The organism is Tabrizicola sp. (genome assembly GCF_034366665.1).
Lineage (GTDB): Bacteria > Pseudomonadota > Alphaproteobacteria > Rhodobacterales > Rhodobacteraceae > Tabrizicola.
On sequence record NZ_JAXMMF010000160.1, the window covers coordinates 1 to 16,491 of the forward strand.

Sequence of the window (16,491 nt, forward strand, 5' to 3'; positions counted from 1 at the left end):
GGGATGAAGGACAACGAGACCTTCAACGTGAACGGCGACACGGCGGCGGGGGCGATTGCCGGGGCGCTGCAGGCTGACCGCTTGCTTCTTCTGACCGACGTGCCGGGGGTGAAGAACGCGGCGGGCGAGGTGATGACCAACATCACGCCCGAAGAGATTCGCCAGTTGACCAAGGACGGGGTGATCTCGGGCGGGATGATCCCCAAGACCGAGACCGCTCTGATGGCGATCGAAGAGGGCACGCGGGCGGTGACGATCCTGGATGGCAAGGTGCCGAACGCCTGCCTGCTGGAACTGTTCACCGACCACGGTGCGGGCAGCCAGATCCGGGCAACCGAACCACGGGTGAAGCCGCACGCCCGGCGCTGAAAGCGGCCTTCTGGCGGTCTGTGGGTTAACGGACTGAAATTGCGTCGTTTTATCCATCTGGAAACCGTCTGGATTCCGTCTGGTTCCGGTATGGGTCGCCGTCTGGCTGCACCACCCGCTGCACCCCCTTAACCATTGCACGCGAATCGGGTGTAAGATCGGCGCATGGAGCATGAACTTCTCTGGCGTGGCGGGGTTTTCCTGGCGCTCTTCGCCCTTTTCGCGGGGCTGGAGGCGCTGGTGCCGCGCCGCCCTCGCGCGGTGACGCGGACGCGGCGTTGGTCGGCCAACCTGGCGATCACCGTGCTGAACACTGTCGCATTGAGGGGACTTGCGGTCGTGCTGCCGCTTCTGGCCATCGGGGCCGCTCTGGACGCTCAGTCGCAGGGCTGGGGGCTTCTGAACCGGCTGGACTGGCCTGCTTGGGTGGAGCTGGTGCTTGCCGTCCTGATCCTGGACCTTGCGATCTGGGCGCAGCATCTGGTGACGCACAAGGTGCCACTCTTCTGGCGCTTTCACCGGGTCCACCATGCCGACCGGGACATGGACGTGACGACGGGCTTTCGCTTTCACCCGGTGGAGATCCTGGCCTCGATGGGGCTGAAGATCGGGCTGGTCTATCTGCTTGGTCCCTCGGCGCTGGCGGTGCTGGTGTTCGAGATCCTGCTGAGCGGGACGGCGCTGTTCAACCACTCGAACCTCGCTCTGCCGGGCTGGCTGGATCGGGTGCTGCGGCTGGTCCTTGTGACACCGGACATGCACCGGGTGCACCATTCGGTCCACCGTGAGGAGCATGACAGCAATTACGGCTTCTGCCTGTCGGTTTGGGACCGGATTTTCCGGACCCATGTGCCACAACCGAAGGCGGGACATGACGCGATGACCGTGGGGCTGGAATGGCAGGACGACAGACCGGCGAGGCTGGGGTGGGCGCTGGGCTTGCCCTTCCGGCGCTAGAGGCGCGGCTGGCTGCCGAGCGGCTGGAGATTCTGGGCGGCTTTGCCGTGGCCGAGGGAGAGGCGGGTTTTCCGGCAGGCACGCGGACTATGCTGATGCTGGGACCGAAGGAGCCGGGGTTCTGGGCGCATCTGCAGGCGCAGCCGGAGTGGGGGGAGCCTGGCCCGGTGGACCGCTGGTCCCGTCGCGTGATCGGGCGGATCGCCTGCGATCTGGGGGCCAAGGCGCTGTTTCCCTTCGGGGGGCCGCCGTATCATCCGTTCTACCAATGGGCGCTGCGGACCGGGCGGGTCTGGGACAGCCCGGTGCGGCTTCTGGTGCATTCTGACCAGGGGCTGATGGTCAGCTTTCGAGGCGCTTTGGCTTTGAAGGACGTGGTCGACGTGCCGCCTCTGGCGGACCGGCCCTGCGATGGTTGCCCGGCCCCTTGCCTGACCGCCTGCCCGGCCGGGGCGCTGACCGGGGCGGGGTATGATGTGCCCGGCTGCCATGCCTGGCTGGACCGGCCGGAGGGGGAGGAGTGCCTGTCCGGCGGCTGCCTTGTGCGCCGCGCTTGCCCGGTGTCGCAAAGCTATGCAAGACTGCCCGAACAGTCGGCCTATCACATGAGGCAGTTCCACAGATGAAGCGGTTGATCCTGACGCGGCATGCGAAATCCTCATGGGACGATCCGCTGACCCCCGACCATGACCGGCCCCTGAACGACCGGGGCAAGGCCGCGGCGGCGGACCTGGGGCAGTGGCTTGCCAGCCGCGACTATGTGCCGGGCGAGGTCTTGTGCTCGGACGCGGTGCGGACCCGGAAGACGTTCTCGGGGATCGCGCCCGCGCTGCCGGGGGCTCCGGTGCTGGAGCTGAAGCCCGCGCTTTATCATGCCGGGCCGGATGTGATGATGGCGGTGCTGCGCCATGCATCTGCGGATGTGGTGATGATGATCGGGCACAACCCCGGCATCGCGGAGTTTGCGGCCCGTCTGGTTGCGCATCCCCCGTCGAACCCAGAGTTCGGGCGCTATCCGACCGGGGCGACCCTGGTTGCGGATTTCGATGTCGCGGACTGGAGCGAGGTGAGCTTCGGGTCGGGGGTGACCGTGGACTTCATCGTCCCGCGCGAGATCGTCGTCTGAGAGCTGCCCGCGCCTTGACCTGACCGGCGAAGCCGTCGCGGGAGGCATCCGCTGCGGCGGGGACACGCGCCACTGGCGCCTTTTCTCATCCGCCTTGCACCCCCGGGATGGCGCCTGCCGCGGACGGTCGTCAGACCGCGGACGGGTTGAAGGGGAAGAGCCTCCGGCGGGGATATTTCAGCCAGTATGAAAACGCCTGGACGTGGTCGTCGGGTGGTCAGGCGCTATCTCTGGCCTCTCTGAAATGGAGGCGGGATGCGGGCATTGGTGGTGGGGGCGTCGGGCGGGATTGGCCGGGCGCTGGTGGAGACCTTGCGGCAGCGGGGCGATGTGGTGGGTTTGTCGCGGTCGGGCGACGGGCTGGACGTGACGGACGAGGGGTCGATTGCAGCGGCCTTCGCGGGCCTTGAGCCGGGGTTCGATCTGGTGGTGGTGGCGACGGGGGCGCTGGTCATCGGCGGGGTCGGGCCGGAGAAGACGTTGCGCTCGGTGACGGCGGAGGGGCTGGCGGCGCAGTTCGCGGTCAACGCGGTGGGACCTGCGCTGGTGATGAAGCATGCGCTGCGGGTGCTGCCCAGGGACAGGGTCAGCCGTTTGGCCGTCTTGTCGGCGCGGGTGGGGTCGATCGGGGACAACGCGCTTGGCGGCTGGTATGGTTATCGGGCGGCGAAGGCGGCGTTGAACCAGCTGGTGCGGACAGCGTCCATCGAGGCGCGGCGGACGCATCCGCAGTCGGTGTTCGTGGCCTTGCATCCGGGGACGGTCGAGACGGCGTTGGCCCCGGCGCAGCGGGCGGGGCATCCGGCGGTCTCGGCGGAGGTGGCGGCGGGGAACCTGCTGGCGGTGCTTGCGGGACTGGGGCCGGATCAGTCGGGCGGGTTCTACGACTGGAAGGGCGAGGTGGTGCCGTGGTGAGGCTGGTGCTGGTTCTGGGCGACCAGCTGACGCTGGACGTGGCGGCCTTGACGGCGGCGGACAAGGCGCGGGATGTGGTGGTGATGGCGGAGGTGATGGGGGAGGGCGAGAGCGTGCCCCATCATCCGCAGAAGATCGCGCTGATCCTGGCGGCGATGCGGAAGTTTGCTGTCGGGCTGCGGGAGCAGGGGTGGCGGGTCGTCTATTCCAAGCTGGATGATCCGGAGAACGGTCAGACGATCTCGGCTGAGCTTTTGCGGCGGGCGGCGGAGTTCGGGGCCGTTGAGGTGATCGCGACGAAGCCGGGGGAGTGGCGGGTGTTGCGGGATTTGCAGGAGCTGCCGGTGCCGGTGCGGGTCTTGGAGGATGATCGGTTCCTGTGGTCCGAGCCCGAGTTCCGGGCCTGGGCTGAAGGCCGCAAACAGCTGCGGATGGAATGGTTCTACCGGGACATGCGGCGGAAGACCGGGTTGATGATGGAGGGGGACCAGCCCGCCGGGGGGCAGTGGAACTTTGACCACGACAACCGGAAGCCGGCGAAGGGGGACCTGTTGCGTGCCCGGCCCCGGGACTTTGCGCCGGATGCGGTGGTGGTGGAGGTGCTGGCGCTGGTGGAGGCCCGGTTTTCGCATTTCGGGCGGTTGCGGCCGTTTCGCTGGGCGACGGATCGTGACGGTGCGCTGGAGGCGCTGCGGGAGTTTGTGACGGAGCGGTTGCCCAGGTTCGGCGAAGAGCAGGATGCGATGCTGGAGGGGGAGGTGTTCCTCAGCCATGCGGTGATCTCGCCCTATCTGAACATCGGGCTGCTGGGGCCGATGGAGGTGTGCCTTGCGGTCGAGGACGCGTGGAAGGCGGGCAAGGTGCCGATCCAGGCGGCGGAGGGGTTCATCCGGCAGGTGATCGGATGGCGGGAGTATGTGCGGGGGATCTGGGAGCTGAAGGGGCCGGAGTATCTGGAGGGAAATGCTCTGGGACATTCCCGGGCGCTGCCGGCGGTCTACTGGGGGGCAGAGACAGGGATGGCCTGCATGCGGGCCGCCGTGGGGCAGACGCGGGACCTGGCTTATGCGCACCATATCCAGCGACTGATGGTGACGGGGAATTTTGCCCTTCTGGCGGGGGTGGACCCTGCAAGGGTGCATGAATGGTATCTGTCGGTCTACGTCGATGCCTTCGAATGGGTGGAGGCGCCGAACACGATCGGGATGAGCCAGTTCGCGGATGGGGGGCTTCTTGGGTCGAAGCCCTATGTGTCGAGCGGGGCCTATATCGACCGGATGTCGGATCACTGCGGGGGGTGCCGGTATCGGGTGAAGGAGAAGGTCGGGGAGCGGGCTTGTCCGTTCAACCTGCTGTACTGGCATTTCCTGGTGCGGCACCGGGAGCGGTTCCGGGCGAACCCGAGGATGGGGCAGATGTACCGGGTCTGGGATGGGATGGATGAAGGCCACCGGGAGGCGGTGCTGGTGGGGGCAGAGGCAGTTCTGGGGCGGCTGGATGCGGGGAAGGTCGTCTGATGTGGCAACGGTGGACAAACGCCGGGAGTGACGCGATTTCAAGGGGTTGGTCGCGGGCGTTGGGGTTTCTTAACTTGCGGGTTTGCCCCTCACCCTGGCCCTCTCCCCCAGGGGGAGAGGGGACGCAAGGGGCGCGGGCAGCGCCCGGATGTCCCGCGAGGCGCGGGTTGGGTTTGACGGGTGGTGCGCTGTAGCGCACCCTACGCTGGTGACGCGGGGGGGTGCAATGGACCGGGTCCGGGCGCATCGGCGGGCGGCGGCGGCGCAGGGGTTCCCGCTGCTGCGAGGGTGTCCGTCGACCTTCGTGCTGCAGCGGCTGGTGGCGCTGGATGCGCTGACACCCCGCGACCGGGAGGAATATGCCGAGGAAGTGTCGGACCTGGCCTGGGCGCAGGCGGGGGTAACGCTGGGTCATGCAGAGCGGGAGGCTCTGCGCCGTCACGACTGGACCTTCGGTTCCAACCCGTCAAGAACCCCGCTTGGCTGGCGGCAGATCCTGGCGGGGTCGATGGCTTCGTTCGGCCCCAGGGATCGACGGGAGAGGCCGCCGGGCCGCCGAGGCCCCATGTGCCAAGTTTTGCCGCGGCGGTGCCGGTGACGCCTGCCAAGTTGCGCAAGGCCTTGGCCGGGGCGCTGGAGGCGCGGTTCGGGGGGAAGGTGGCAAAGCAGGGGGCGTCCCTCGATCACTGCGGGGATCACTGCGGGCCGAGGTGCCGCGCGGGCAGATGGTGCTGAATCTTGACTTCTCCAGCAAGGGCTGCGGAGCGATGTCGCGGCAGTTCGATTGCGGTCTTTGGGTTGATCTGGACGCGGTACGGATGGTGCTGACGCGGTACGAGGCGCTGTGGCTGTTGCCGGCGCTCTGCGATCTGTTGACGCGGTCGAGTGTCGGCGAGGCGGCGGCGCATCTGGTGCGAGTGGTGGAGGCTCGGCTGGCGCTGGGCTGAGCCCGCGTCGGGGCGGTGGGCGGATCGCCCACCCTACGCCTGCGCCTACGGTTGGGACCGCAGGAGGAGGAGGACTCCGCACAGCAGGATCGCGATGCCTGCCAGTTGCCGGGTGGTGGCGCGCTGGCCGAAGGCAAAGCGGGCGACGAGAAGGGCCAGCACGACCTCGACCAGGGCCAGGGTGCGGACGTTGGCGGCGGTGGTCAGGGCAAAGCCGGTGAACCAGAAGGCCGAGGCGAGGGCCCCCAGGAAACCGGCGGCGAGCGAAGGCAGGAAGGCCCGGGCGCTGCCGGTCAGGGCGGCGCGGTCCTTGAGGGCGAGCCAGGCGCCGAGCGCGAGGGTCTGGAGGGCCAGCGCAAGCGCAAGGATGGTCAGGGCGCGGATCAGGAAGCTGCCGTCGGGCAGCGCGGTGATGGCGCCCCTGAAGCCGATGGCGGAGAGGCCGAAGCACAAGCCGGCGAGAAGCCCCAGGGTGGCGGGGCGGAGGTCGGTGAGAAGGCTGCGGCCCTGGCCGGGTTTCAGGGTCATCACGAGGACCCCGGCGACCGCGACGGCGATGGCGGCGAGCATGGCGAGGGTCAGCTCTTCGCCCAGCACGGCCCAGCCGATGAGGGCGACGAGGACGGGTTCGATCTTGAGCCAGGCCGTGACGATGCCGAAGCCTTGGGTTCGCATCGCTTGCAGCATCAGCGCGGTGGCGGCGATCTGGGCGAGTGCGCCAAGGGCGGTGAAAGTCAGGGCGCGGGGGGTGAGGGTCGGCACTGCGCTGCCGCTGGCCCAAAGCGCAAGCGCGAGGAAGGCGCAGGCGAAGGGCAGGCCGTAAAGGAAGCGGACGTTGGTGGCCCCAAGGGTGCCGAGCCGTTCGGTCAGCCCGCGCTGGGCGGCGTTGCGTCCGGTCTGGGCAATCGCGGCGGCAAGCGTGACGGGAATCCAGAGCATCAGAGCGCGTGCCGGATCGCGCGCCCAAGCCGCAGCATGCCTTCGTCGATCATCGCCTCGTCCGCGCAGGAAAAGCTGAGCCGCAGCGTGTTGCCGTTCGAGGCGTCGGCAAAGAAGGCGCGGCCGGGGACGAAGGCGACGCGCTCGGTCTGCAGGGCGGTGGCGAGGAGGGTGGCGGCGTCGATCTGCGGCGGCAGGGTCAGCCAGATGAACATGCCGCCGTCAGGCTTCGTCCATGTGACTCCCTTTGGCATCTCGCGCCCGAGGGCGGCCAGCATCCGGTCGCGGCGGGCCTTGTAGGTCTGGCGGAGGGTGGCGACATGGGCGTCGAAGTGGTCACGGGCGACAAGATGGGTGACGATCTGGTTGATCGTGGGGGAATGCAGGTCGGCGGCCTGTTTCATCAGGACGAGGCGGCGGATGACCTCGGTGGCGGCACAGACCCAGCCGACGCGGAGGCCGGGAGCCAGCGATTTGGAGAAGGAGCCGCAGTAAAGGGTGCGGGCGGCCTCGATGCTGCCTTTGGCGGCGATTTCCAGCGCGAGGATCGGTGGGATCGGGTCGCCGTCATAACGCAGGGTCTGGTAGGCGGCGTCCTCGATCACGGCGATGTCGAGCTGGTCGGCAAGGTCCAGGACGGCGTGGCGGGCGGCGAGGTCGAGCGTCTGGCCGGTCGGATTGGCGAAGTCGACGGAAAGGTAGGCGAACTTCACCCGGCCCCCGGCGGCAGTGGCGGCGTCGGCGAAGCTTTGCGCCGGGCGGTTGGCCAGCGGGTCGAGCCGGTCATAGCGCGGCTCGTAGGCGTTGAAGGCACCGAGCGCGCCGAGGTAGGTGGGCCAGCCGACGAGGGCGGTATCGCCGGGGGAGAGCAGGAGCTTGCCAAGGTAATCCAGCGCCTGTTGCGAGCCGGAGGTGATCAGGATGTTGTCGGCGGTGCAGGGAATGCCAAGCGCGGCCATCCGGTCGGCGATCCAGTCGCGGAGCGGCCGGTAGCCTTCGGAGACGGAGTACTGCAGGGCAGCCTGACCCTGCGGCCCGGACAGGGTTTCAGCGTAGGCGGCGGCGAATGTCTCTTTCGGGAAGAGGGCCGGGTCCGGGATGCCGCCCGCGAAGGACAGGATGTCGGGCTGGTCGAGCAGCTTGAGAAGTTCGCGGATTTCCGAGGCCTTCATGCGCGAAGTGCGCGTGGCCAGAATATCGGTCCAGTTCATTCTGCCGTCCCCCTTGTCGCGGACAGGGTGGCGCGGGCGGGTGATTAAGTCAATATACTTGACCTAATTGTCGATCAGGTCAGGGCGCATCGGGGCGATGTGGGCCCTTCGTGGCGTCCGAGGGTCTGGGTCGTGAAGAGGAGGGTGGGCAAATTGCCCACCCTACGCCCGTGCAAGTCAGGTGCCGCGGACCGTGTCGATCATCAGCTGCACGTTGTCGGGGTTCGCCTCGGGCGTGATGCCGTGGCCAAGGTTGAAGATGTGCGGACCCTTGGAAAACGCGCGGACGACGTGCTGGGTTGCGGCGATCAGGGCCTGGCCGCCGGTGACCATATGCTCGGGCGCAAGGTTGCCCTGCACGCAACCGTCGATTTGGACGTTGGCGGCGGCCCATTCCGGGCTGACCGAGTTGTCGATGGCAACGCAGTCCGCCCCGGTGCGGTGGGCAAAGCCGATGTAGCCCTGGCCCGCCTCACGCGGGAAGGCGATGACGGGGATGCCGGGGTGGCGGGCCTTCAGCGCCGAGATGATCGCGGCGGTGGGAGCCTCGGCGAAGTCGCGGAAGTCCTGGCCCTTGAGGGACCCGGCCCAGCTGTCGAAGAGTTTGACCACCTCGGCCCCGGCGTCGATCTGGGCGGAGAGGTATTCGATGGTCGCCTCGGTGATCCGGTCGATCAGGGCCTGGAAGGTGGGCCGGTCATGCGCCTTCAGCACATGGGCGGCGGCCTGGTCCTTGGAGCCTTTGCCCGCGATCATGTAGGTGGCGACGGTCCAGGGCGCGCCGGCAAAGCCGATCAGCGTGGTCTCCTTTGGCAGTTCACGGGCAAGGATGCGGATCGTCTCGTAGACGGGAGAGAGGGTTTCGTGGATCGCCTCGGTCGGCTTCAGGTTGGCGACCTGACCGGGGGTATCCGTCGTCTCCATCCGGGGGCCTTCGCCGGTTTCAAACCAGAGTTTCGGGCCAAGCGCCTGGGGCAGCAGCAGGATGTCGGCGAAAAGGATTGCCGCGTCAAAGCCGTAGCGGCGGATCGGTTGCAGCGTGACCTCGGCGGCAAGGTCCGGGTTGTAGCAGAGCTTCAGGAAATCGCCCGCCTTCGCCCGCGTCTCGCGGTATTCCGGCAGATAGCGGCCGGCCTGGCGCATCATCCAGATCGGGGGGGTGGGCAGCACCTCGCCCTTGAGCGCGCGCAGGATCGTCTTTGTCATGTCTTGGCCTCGTTGCTTCGCGTCATGGGTCGGCTGTGGGGGCGTTGTTGTCAAGAGTTGTCAGGCGCGCGTGACACGGGTAAGCCTTGGCGCATGAGCGATGATCTGCCCACCCCCGCCCAACCGCTGAAGATCGGCACCCGTGGTTCGCCCCTGGCCTTGTGGCAGGCGCATGAGACGCGGCGCTGTCTGATGGAGGCCTTCGGGCTGCCCGAAGCCGCGTTCGAGATCGTGGTGATCAAGGTCACCGGCGACCAGATTCAGGACAAGGCCTTGCGCGAGATCGGGGGGAAAGGCCTTTTCACCCGCGAGATCGAAGAGGCGCTTCTGGACGGCGGGATCGACATCGCGGTCCATTCGATGAAGGACATGCCGACCTTGCAGCCCCAGGGTCTGGTGCTGGACTGCTACCTTCGCCGCGCGGATGTGCGGGATGCGTTTGTCTCGCCGCACTACGGGTCGATTGCCGAGCTGCCGCAGGGCGCGACCGTGGGGTCGTCCAGCTTGCGGCGGCGGGCGCAACTGGCGTTGCGGCGGCCGGACCTGAAGCTGGTGGAGTTCCGGGGGAACGTCCAGACCCGGATGCGCAAGTTGGAGGAGCGGGTGGCGGATGCGACGTTCCTGGCGATGGCGGGGCTGACGCGGCTGGGAATGGTCGAGGTGGCGCGGTCGGCGATTGCGCCGGACGAGATGCTGCCAGCGGTGGCGCAAGGCGCGATCGGGATCGAGCGGCGGTCGGCGGATGCGCGGGTGGCTGGGCTGCTGGCGGCGATCCATGACGGTGAGACGGGTCTGCGGCTGGCGGCAGAGCGGAGTTTCCTGGCGACGCTGGACGGGTCCTGCGAGACGCCCATCGCCGGTTTGGCGATTGTCGAGGGCGATCATCTGTGGTTGCGGGGGGAAATCCTGCGGCCCGATGGATCGGCTTCGGTGGCCGGTGAGCGGCGGGGGCTGGTGGGGGATGGGGCCGAGATCGGTCGGGCGCTGGCGGACGAGCTCTTGAGTCGCGCGGGGCCGGGGTTCTTCGACTGACCCGGTAGCCCCCCACCCCCGACCCCTCCCCCCCGAGGGGAGAGGGGAGGCACCTGGCGGGGACGGCGGGGAGGTTGTCATCGGTGTGCGTGGCCTTGCGCCAGCGCTCTGGGCTTGTGGAGTGCCTTGCGGCGCAACGGGGGCTTTTGCAAATCCGACACGCGCGCGTTACAGGGACCCTTGTGACGCATCCTTTGCCTGATCCGATGCTTTTGGCAGCCCTGAACGCTGCGCTGGCCGAACCGCCGCGTCGGGTGCGGTCGTTTGTCTTGCCGGATGGGCGGCGGTTCTGGCTGAAGCGGGTGGAGCGGCTGTCAGGGCGGCTGCGGGTGCAGAAGGGCGATCCGGCGCGGGCCTTTGCCGCCGAGCGCGAGGGTTTGCACGCGCTGTCGGCGGCAGGGCTGGCGGTTGCAGCGGTCGTGGCGGAGGGGTCGGACTGGGTGCTGATGCCGGACGCGGGGCCGGTGCTGCCCGAGGTGGTGGCGGACCCGGTTCGCGGTGATGCCGAGAAGCTGCGGGCCTTTGCCGAAGCGGGGCAGGCACTGGGGCGGCTGCACTGGGCCGGGATGGCGCATGGCCGACCTGCGGTGCGAGATGTGTGCTGGGACGGGGTCGAGGCGCGGTTCATCGACCTGGAGCGATTCCGGCGCGCGCGGCGGGCGGGGTTCTGGCAGGCGGCGGATGTGGTGATGTTCGCGCAGACGGCGTTTACCCTGTGGCCCGAGGACGGGCGCTGGCTGGACGCGGCCCTGCGGGCTTACGAGGTTTCGGCCCCCGAGGGGGCGATGGCGGCGGTGCGACGGTTGGTCGGGTGGCTGCGGCCGGTCGGTTGGCTGGCAGCCGGGCTGACGGTGCTGCGGCCGGGAAGCCGGGAGTTGCGGGCGGTGGGGCTGACGCTGGCGCGGCTGCGGTAGGGGCTGCTCGTCGATGACTTCGTCACTCCTCGCTTGGGTCAAGCCCGCGAGGAGGAGACGAAGTCGAACGACGAGCGGCCCGTTCAGGGGTTGAGGGATGCGGTCGGACCGCACCACTGGGCGTTGCGCGCATGGCGAGGTGCGCTGGCGCGGTTGCGGCAGGCATGGGCGCTCGTCGATGACTTCGTCACTCCTCGCTTGCGTGAGAGCTTGCGAGGAGAAGACGAAGTCGAACGACGAGCCTTGGCTTCAGGCGTGGATCGCGCCGTCACCGCAGGCGAGGGCGGCTTCGCGGACGGCCTCGGACCAGGTCGGGTGGGCGTGGCAGGTCAGCGCGAGGTCCTGGGCGGAGGCGCCGAATTCCATCGCGACGCAGACCTCGTGGATCAGGTCGCCTGCGGCAGGGCCGATGATGTGGCAGCCGAGGATGCGGTCGGTGGCGGCGTCGGCGATCAGCTTGACGAAGCCTTCGGCCTGGAAGACCGCCTTGGCGCGGGCGTTGCCCATGAAGGGGAACTTGCCGACCTTGTAGGCGCGGCCTTCGGCTTTCAGCTGTTCCTCGGTTAGGCCGACGTTGGCGACCTCGGGTGTCGTGTAGATCACGCCGGGGATCACGCCGTAGTTGACGTGGCCATGCTTGCCCGACAGAACCTCGGCCACGGCCATGCCTTCATCCTCGGCCTTGTGGGCCAGCATCGGTCCGGCGATGGCGTCGCCGATAGCGTAAAGGCCGGGGATGTTGGTCTGCCAGTGGGCATCGGTCTTGATCGTGCCGCGCGGGCCCATTTCGACGCCAAGGGCTTCAAGGCCGAGGCCTTGGGTGTAGGGTTTGCGCCCCGTGGCGACGAGGACGATGTCGGCCTCAACGGTGGCCTCGGTGTCGTTCTTCTTCAGTTTGTAGGTCACAGTCGCGCCGGTGTCGGTCCTGGTGACCGACTGGACGGCGGCACCGAGGACGAACTTCAGGCCCTGCTTCGTCAGGATGCGCTGGAAGGTCTTGGCGACTTCGGCATCCATGCCGGGGGTGATGGCGTCGAGGTATTCGACCACGGTGACCTCGGTGCCAAGGCGGGCGTAAACGCTGCCCATCTCCAGCCCGATCACGCCTGCGCCGATGACGACCAAGGTTTTCGGGATATTGCCAAGGGTGAGCGCGCCGGTGGAGGTGACGATGGTTTCCTCGTCAACCGTGACGCCGGGAAGGCTGGAGGCCTCGGACCCCGTGGCGATGACGATGTTCCTGGCGGTGTGGGTTTCCTCGCCGACCTTGACCTGACCGGCGGCGGGGATGGTGGCCCAGCCTTTGATCCAGGTGACCTTGTTCTTCTTGAAGAGGAACTCGATCCCCTTGGTGTTGCCGGACACCACGTCGTCCTTGTAGGCCTGCATCTTCGCCCAATCCACGGTGGGATGCCCGCCCATCAGGCCCATCTTCTCGAAGTTCTCATGGGTTTCGTGCAGCATGTGGGTGGCGTGGAGCATTGCCTTCGAGGGGATGCAGCCGACGTTGAGGCAGGTCCCGCCCAGGGTCTCGCGCCCTTCGACGCAGGCGACCTTTTGCCCGAGTTGTGCTGCACGGATCGCGGCGACGTAACCGCCGGGGCCGGCGCCGATGATGATGGTGTCGAAATCTGCCATTTGGTGTTCCTTTGGTCGGGCTGCGGACCGGGGTTTTGCACCCCCAGTCCATTGTGTTCTTGAACCAATGGCGAACACAATGAACTACCCGCAGGATATTTGCGCCAGTATGAAAGAGTCAGATCAGGGCGGCCACGATCATCGTCAGGGTTGCGAAGAAGCCTACCGCCCAGATGGCCGAGCGCCAAGGGCGCCAGCCGAGGGCATAGGCGGGGATGTAGAGGAGACGTGCGCCGAGGTAGGTCCAGGCGGCATATTGCGTGGTGGCGGTGGACTGGTTGCCCAGGGTCACGACGACCACGGCGAGGGTGAAGAGGATCAGCCCCTCGAAGTGGTTGTTCAGCGCGCGCTGCAGGCGGCCGGTCAAGATGGAGATCTGGCGCGACGGTGGGCGATCACGGGGGCTGGAGGTATAGCCCACGCCAAGCTCACGGTTCGCGGGGACGGCGAAAAGGGTGAACTGCAGGGCCTGCAGGAGGCCAGCCAGGGCGAGGGCGGTCAGTTCGGGGGTCATGCGGTGGTCCTTGCGAGGGTGTCGCGGGTCTGGAGGAACCAGCTGTGGCAGGCGGCTTCGGCCTCGGTCACGCCGGGCAGGGCACGGAGGCGAGCGAGTTCGGCCTCGGTCTCGGGCCAGCGACCAAGGATGGAGCGGTCCTGCGTGTCGTTCCGGTTGGCGCGGCGGTGCCAGGTGGAGTTGCGGGTGTATTTGTTCGAGGCCGGGCCCATCCCTCGGCCGCGGGCGTGTTTCATCAGGAAGCAGTCGGTCGAGCGGGTGGCGTAGTGGTTGACCACAGTGCCGCCGCGCAGGGCCGCGTCGATGGGCTGATAGCGCGAGACGGGCTTGCCGAAAAGGGGGGCCGAGGACAGGGGCTCACCCGCCGTGTTGACGGCCAGCGGGGTTTCCACGCGGGGGGCGGTGGGCATGTGGTCGGAGGCCGAGGCGAAGGCGCGGTGGCGGAAGAGCGACTTGAACTTGACGGTTTGCGGGTCTGGGGCCGCTTCGCAGGCAGTGAAGGCGCGCAGGGTTTCGCCGGGCCACAAGGCGTGGCCGTTGTCGCCGAACATCCGCCAGGGAAGGGCGATGGTGTGGGCGTCCCCGGCCCCGCGGACCAGGTCCTGGACGCAAGGGGTGTCGGGGGCAAGGTTGAGGAATTCATCGCTGTCGAGGTGGGCGAGCCAGTCGGCGGGGCTGGTAGACAGGTGGGCAAGGGCGCGGGCAATGCCATGTCGTTGGGGCGGCTCTCCCGCAGGGACGGGGTTCGGCAGGTGGTCGATCTGGCCGTGCGTGGCCAAGAGGTCGAGGAGGCGGTCGGAGCCGTCGTCGCAGTCGTTGGAGCAGATCACGATCTGGCCGAAGCCAATGGCGCGGTGATGGGCCAGCCATTCCAGGATGTGGATGCCTTCGTTGCGCATGCAGGACATGAGGGCGACGAGAGCGGTCATGGCATCACGTCCGGCAGGCGTTGGGCCAGGATGGTCCGGTCCCGCGCGGCATAGCGCTGCGCCCAGTCCGGCGTCGCGTCGCAAAGCTGGCGGACGTCCTCGAACGGGGTGTCAGGGGCGGGGATCAGATTTTCCGGTGTGGGGGCGTCACGGAAGGCGTAGATCGCGTTGGCCCCGATCTTGTGGTCGGCAAGAAGGCCGATCGCGGCGGCCCTGTCGGTGTTCCAGGCCTGCAGGATGGCTTGGTGGGTTTCAGGGTCAAGGATGGAGCAGGTGAGGAAAGTGCGATGCTCGGCAATGGCCTGGGACAGGAGGATATCGGCGGCGGGAGCGCCGGTGGAGATGACTTGGGCCGTTACGGGGGGGGCGAGAAGGAGGGCGGCGAGGAGCGGGCGGATCATGTCGGGCCCTCGCAGGGGGTGCCCTGGTGGAAGCGGAGTTGCCAGCGGCCTGGGGCGCGGTCCCAGAGGGAGGAGCGGTTGGCCCATTCGGTGTGGGCGGGGCGGCGGAGTTCGGATTGGTAGGTGACGAGGGCGATGGTTGGGCTGAGGTCGGTGACGGTCAGATCGTGGAGGTGGCGTCGATGTCGTGAGTCTCGCCGGAGGGCAGGAGGTCGTCACGGGTGTAGCGGCGACCGGAGCGGCCGAATTCGCGGAAGTCGGGGGCGAAGGTCGCCTCCATCAGCGCGTGGTCGTGGCGGGTTTCAGAGTGCCAGAGGGTGTGTTCGAGGGCGGCGAGGGGGTGGGTCATGGGGTTCCTCCGCAACCGGCGACCGTGGTGAACTGGCCTTGCGCCAGTTCGCGGGGGGCGGCGTCGGGGCGCTTTTCCAGGTAGTCTGCGGTGGTGCCAAGCCAGACGTCCTTGTAGCCGGGCTGTTGGTTGGTTTCGTCCCACCAGGTGAAGTAGCGGCCCGAGATGAGTTCCAGCGTTGTCTCGGTGCCTTTGACGGCGGTGACCCGGAAGCAGGCGGTGTTGACCTGAGGTCCGGCGGGGAGCCAGCGGTTGGTGTCGTAGTCCCAGTCGTGGGTCATGAGGACATGTTCGCCGACGTGCAGACGGGCGGGGTGGGCGGGTTCGGCTTGGGTGGGGGTGGTGAGGGCTAAGGACAGGGCCGCAAGGATGGCCAGCGGGATGCCCCCCACCCCCAGCCCCTCCCCACGAGGGGGAGGGGAGGCGCTTGTGGTGGGGCTGGGGGTGGGGTGGGTCATGCGGGGTCCGGGGTTGGGGGGAATGCTCGCTATCGAATGTTTTGACTACCCCCGAAGGTCCCCAAAAAGTACCCAGTCAAGACTCGCGAACGAATAGCGTGCATACCAAATAATAACCATCAATCCGAAGGAAAGGACAAAAAAGCCAAATGCAACTGGCTGTATGCTTAGACTGAGTGCACCCCAGCCAAACATCAAAACACCTGAAGACACCAAGATGCCGCCAAGCCCACACAGCAGGCGATAGGACGTGTAAGCATTAGAAAACATGAGCATAAGTGCCGGGCTGTTCGAACATTTTTCAATCCGTTTTCGGCTCCTTGCCCCTTTATCCCGGAGTTCAGGAAGTATTGCAAGAAACTCACCAAATTGAATCACGAAATAGCCTACCGCCATCACTAGGCTCAGCACTATCAGCCCAAAGAAGAGGGTGGCGACCGGTGACAAATCGTTTGAGAGTGAAAGAAAATTGTTCGCCTTCCCGAAGGCAAATGAGAGCGAGCCATCTGGGTCAATCCTGCCAGTAGAAATTAGAAGCAAACTCAGTGAACCGACTGAAAGTGTAGTCAGAGCGTCTGACCATGAGCGGGTAAGTTCACTGAGTTGCTGCATCCTCACAAATCCATCAGCAGCCGACGCGGGTCTTCCAGCGCCTCCTTGACCCGCACCAGGAACGTCACAGCCCCCTTGCCGTCGACGATCCGGTGGTCGTAGCTGAGCGCCAGGTACATCATCGGGCGGATGACGATCTGGCCGTTTACCACAACCGGGCGGTCCTGGATCTTGTGCATGCCAAGGATGCCGGACTGCGGGGGGTTGAGGATGGGGGAGGACATCAGCGAGCCGTAGACGCCGCCGTTGGAGATGGTGAAGGAGCCGCCCTGCATCTCGGCCATCGACAGTTTGCCGTCGCGGGCGCGGAGGCCAAGTTCGGCGATCTTCTTCTCGATGGCGGCAAAGCCCATCTGGTCGGCGTCGCGGACCACGGGGACCACGAGGCCCGAGGGGGTGCCGACGGCGACGCCCATGTGGACGTAGTTCTTGTAGACCACGTCCTGGCCGTCAATCT

Annotated in this window: 21 protein-coding genes; 10 read left to right on the forward strand and 11 right to left on the reverse strand. The window is 67.2% G+C overall.

The genetic code is table 11. The features are described from left to right. From argB to U1E69_RS22365, 8 genes are all read left to right on the forward strand, one after another. Positions 1-369: acetylglutamate kinase (gene argB, locus U1E69_RS22330; protein ID WP_322246698.1), on the forward strand; the 369-nt coding region annotated here is incomplete at its 5' end. A 165-nt stretch (positions 370-534) separates the two neighbouring features. After that, positions 535-1,326: a sterol desaturase family protein gene (locus U1E69_RS22335; protein ID WP_322246699.1), complete on the forward strand. Its 792-nt coding sequence runs from the start codon at positions 535-537 to the stop codon at positions 1,324-1,326. Continuing rightward, positions 1,266-1,952 carry a ferredoxin gene (locus U1E69_RS22340; protein WP_322246700.1) on the forward strand — a complete coding sequence of 229 codons (687 nt, stop codon included), beginning with the start codon at positions 1,266-1,268 and terminating at the stop codon, positions 1,950-1,952. Before U1E69_RS22335 ends, U1E69_RS22340 begins: the two co-directional genes overlap by 61 nt. Further along, on the forward strand, positions 1,949-2,452 hold the full coding sequence (locus U1E69_RS22345; protein WP_322246701.1) for a histidine phosphatase family protein: 504 nt from the start codon (positions 1,949-1,951) through the stop codon (positions 2,450-2,452). Before U1E69_RS22340 ends, U1E69_RS22345 begins: the two co-directional genes overlap by 4 nt. Positions 2,453-2,707: 255 nt before the next feature. Continuing rightward, entirely contained in the window at positions 2,708-3,367 is a 660-nt protein-coding gene (locus U1E69_RS22350) for an SDR family NAD(P)-dependent oxidoreductase (protein ID WP_322246702.1), read from the forward strand. Beyond that, positions 3,361-4,884, forward strand: a complete 1,524-nt coding sequence (locus U1E69_RS22355) for a cryptochrome/photolyase family protein (protein ID WP_322246703.1) — start codon at positions 3,361-3,363, stop codon at positions 4,882-4,884. The genes U1E69_RS22350 and U1E69_RS22355 overlap by 7 nt, the downstream gene beginning before the upstream one ends. Positions 4,885-5,110: 226 nt before the next feature. After that, entirely contained in the window at positions 5,111-5,482 is a 372-nt protein-coding gene (locus tag U1E69_RS22360; protein WP_322246704.1) for a hypothetical protein, read from the forward strand. A gap of 130 nt (positions 5,483-5,612) precedes the next feature. Next, positions 5,613-5,831 (forward strand): hypothetical protein, encoded by a 219-nt coding sequence (locus U1E69_RS22365; RefSeq protein ID WP_322246705.1) that lies wholly within the window; start codon positions 5,613-5,615, stop codon positions 5,829-5,831. Positions 5,832-5,876: 45 nt separating this feature from the next. Here the strand turns inward: U1E69_RS22365 and U1E69_RS22370 are convergent, their stop codons facing one another. The 3 genes from U1E69_RS22370 to hemE form a co-directional block, all read right to left on the reverse strand. Then, positions 5,877-6,770, reverse strand: a complete 894-nt coding sequence (locus U1E69_RS22370; protein WP_322246706.1) for an EamA family transporter — start codon at positions 6,768-6,770, stop codon at positions 5,877-5,879. Continuing rightward, a complete protein-coding gene (locus U1E69_RS22375; protein ID WP_322246707.1) occupies positions 6,770-7,981 on the reverse strand; it encodes a PLP-dependent aminotransferase family protein in 1,212 nt (403 codons plus the stop codon). The genes U1E69_RS22370 and U1E69_RS22375 overlap by 1 nt, the downstream gene beginning before the upstream one ends. Positions 7,982-8,158: 177 nt before the next feature. After that, positions 8,159-9,187 (reverse strand): uroporphyrinogen decarboxylase, encoded by a 1,029-nt coding sequence (gene hemE / locus U1E69_RS22380; protein ID WP_322246708.1) that lies wholly within the window; start codon positions 9,185-9,187, stop codon positions 8,159-8,161. A gap of 93 nt (positions 9,188-9,280) precedes the next feature. Here hemE and hemC point away from each other — a divergent pair, with 93 nt between their 5' ends. Both hemC and U1E69_RS22390 read left to right on the forward strand, forming a co-directional pair. Further along, entirely contained in the window at positions 9,281-10,219 is a 939-nt protein-coding gene (hemC, locus tag U1E69_RS22385) for a hydroxymethylbilane synthase (RefSeq protein WP_322246709.1), read from the forward strand. A gap of 206 nt (positions 10,220-10,425) precedes the next feature. After that, the gene (locus U1E69_RS22390; RefSeq protein WP_322246710.1) at positions 10,426-11,133 is read left to right on the forward strand and encodes a serine/threonine protein phosphatase; all 708 of its coding nucleotides are present in this window, start codon (positions 10,426-10,428) and stop codon (positions 11,131-11,133) included. Between the two features lie 249 nt (positions 11,134-11,382). On the opposite strand, the gene lpdA is transcribed toward U1E69_RS22390, so the two are convergent. The 8 genes from lpdA to U1E69_RS22430 all read right to left on the reverse strand — a co-directional run. Continuing rightward, positions 11,383-12,771 carry a dihydrolipoyl dehydrogenase gene (lpdA, locus tag U1E69_RS22395; RefSeq protein ID WP_322246711.1) on the reverse strand — a complete coding sequence of 463 codons (1,389 nt, stop codon included), beginning with the start codon at positions 12,769-12,771 and terminating at the stop codon, positions 11,383-11,385. Between the two features lie 118 nt (positions 12,772-12,889). Next, complete coding sequence (locus tag U1E69_RS22400; protein WP_322246712.1) at positions 12,890-13,285, reverse strand: MAPEG family protein; 396 nt, start codon at positions 13,283-13,285, stop codon at positions 12,890-12,892. After that, a complete protein-coding gene (locus U1E69_RS22405) occupies positions 13,282-14,214 on the reverse strand; it encodes a glycosyltransferase family 2 protein (RefSeq protein ID WP_322246713.1) in 933 nt (310 codons plus the stop codon). Before U1E69_RS22405 ends, U1E69_RS22400 begins: the two co-directional genes overlap by 4 nt. Further along, the gene (locus U1E69_RS22410; RefSeq protein ID WP_322246714.1) at positions 14,211-14,615 is read right to left on the reverse strand and encodes a hypothetical protein; all 405 of its coding nucleotides are present in this window, start codon (positions 14,613-14,615) and stop codon (positions 14,211-14,213) included. The genes U1E69_RS22405 and U1E69_RS22410 overlap by 4 nt, the downstream gene beginning before the upstream one ends. 160 nt (positions 14,616-14,775) lie before the next feature. After that, on the reverse strand, positions 14,776-14,964 hold the full coding sequence (locus U1E69_RS22415) for a nuclear transport factor 2 family protein (protein ID WP_322246715.1): 189 nt from the start codon (positions 14,962-14,964) through the stop codon (positions 14,776-14,778). Continuing rightward, entirely contained in the window at positions 14,961-15,422 is a 462-nt protein-coding gene (locus U1E69_RS22420) for a hypothetical protein (protein WP_322246716.1), read from the reverse strand. The genes U1E69_RS22415 and U1E69_RS22420 overlap by 4 nt, the downstream gene beginning before the upstream one ends. A gap of 45 nt (positions 15,423-15,467) precedes the next feature. Further along, entirely contained in the window at positions 15,468-16,034 is a 567-nt protein-coding gene (locus tag U1E69_RS22425; RefSeq protein ID WP_322246717.1) for a hypothetical protein, read from the reverse strand. Between the two features lie 2 nt (positions 16,035-16,036). After that, positions 16,037-16,491, reverse strand: a 455-nt coding sequence (locus U1E69_RS22430; RefSeq protein WP_322246718.1) for a 2-oxo acid dehydrogenase subunit E2, incomplete at its 5' end; no start/stop codon positions are given.

What these genes read in the sequence shown, in the direction of transcription:
- lpdA (WP_322246711.1), bottom strand. Translation starts at nt 12,771, where the DNA reads ATGGCAGATTTCGACACCATCATCATCGGCGCCGGCCCCGGCGGTTAC.
- U1E69_RS22350 (WP_322246702.1), top strand. Translation starts at nt 2,708, where the DNA reads ATGCGGGCATTGGTGGTGGGGGCGTCGGGCGGGATTGGCCGGGCGCTG.
- U1E69_RS22360 (WP_322246704.1), top strand. Translation starts at nt 5,111, where the DNA reads ATGGACCGGGTCCGGGCGCATCGGCGGGCGGCGGCGGCGCAGGGGTTC.
- U1E69_RS22340 (WP_322246700.1), top strand. Translation starts at nt 1,266, where the DNA reads ATGGCAGGACGACAGACCGGCGAGGCTGGGGTGGGCGCTGGGCTTGCC.
- U1E69_RS22345 (WP_322246701.1), top strand. Translation starts at nt 1,949, where the DNA reads ATGAAGCGGTTGATCCTGACGCGGCATGCGAAATCCTCATGGGACGAT.
- U1E69_RS22415 (WP_322246715.1), bottom strand. Translation starts at nt 14,964, where the DNA reads ATGACCCACCCCCTCGCCGCCCTCGAACACACCCTCTGGCACTCTGAA.
- U1E69_RS22405 (WP_322246713.1), bottom strand. Translation starts at nt 14,214, where the DNA reads ATGACCGCTCTCGTCGCCCTCATGTCCTGCATGCGCAACGAAGGCATC.
- U1E69_RS22410 (WP_322246714.1), bottom strand. Translation starts at nt 14,615, where the DNA reads ATGATCCGCCCGCTCCTCGCCGCCCTCCTTCTCGCCCCCCCCGTAACG.
- U1E69_RS22375 (WP_322246707.1), bottom strand. Translation starts at nt 7,981, where the DNA reads ATGAACTGGACCGATATTCTGGCCACGCGCACTTCGCGCATGAAGGCC.
- U1E69_RS22370 (WP_322246706.1), bottom strand. Translation starts at nt 6,770, where the DNA reads ATGCTCTGGATTCCCGTCACGCTTGCCGCCGCGATTGCCCAGACCGGA.
- U1E69_RS22425 (WP_322246717.1), bottom strand. Translation starts at nt 16,034, where the DNA reads ATGCAGCAACTCAGTGAACTTACCCGCTCATGGTCAGACGCTCTGACT.
- U1E69_RS22335 (WP_322246699.1), top strand. Translation starts at nt 535, where the DNA reads ATGGAGCATGAACTTCTCTGGCGTGGCGGGGTTTTCCTGGCGCTCTTC.
- hemC (WP_322246709.1), top strand. Translation starts at nt 9,281, where the DNA reads ATGAGCGATGATCTGCCCACCCCCGCCCAACCGCTGAAGATCGGCACC.
- U1E69_RS22420 (WP_322246716.1), bottom strand. Translation starts at nt 15,422, where the DNA reads ATGACCCACCCCACCCCCAGCCCCACCACAAGCGCCTCCCCTCCCCCT.
- U1E69_RS22390 (WP_322246710.1), top strand. Translation starts at nt 10,426, where the DNA reads ATGCTTTTGGCAGCCCTGAACGCTGCGCTGGCCGAACCGCCGCGTCGG.
- U1E69_RS22400 (WP_322246712.1), bottom strand. Translation starts at nt 13,285, where the DNA reads ATGACCCCCGAACTGACCGCCCTCGCCCTGGCTGGCCTCCTGCAGGCC.
- hemE (WP_322246708.1), bottom strand. Translation starts at nt 9,187, where the DNA reads ATGACAAAGACGATCCTGCGCGCGCTCAAGGGCGAGGTGCTGCCCACC.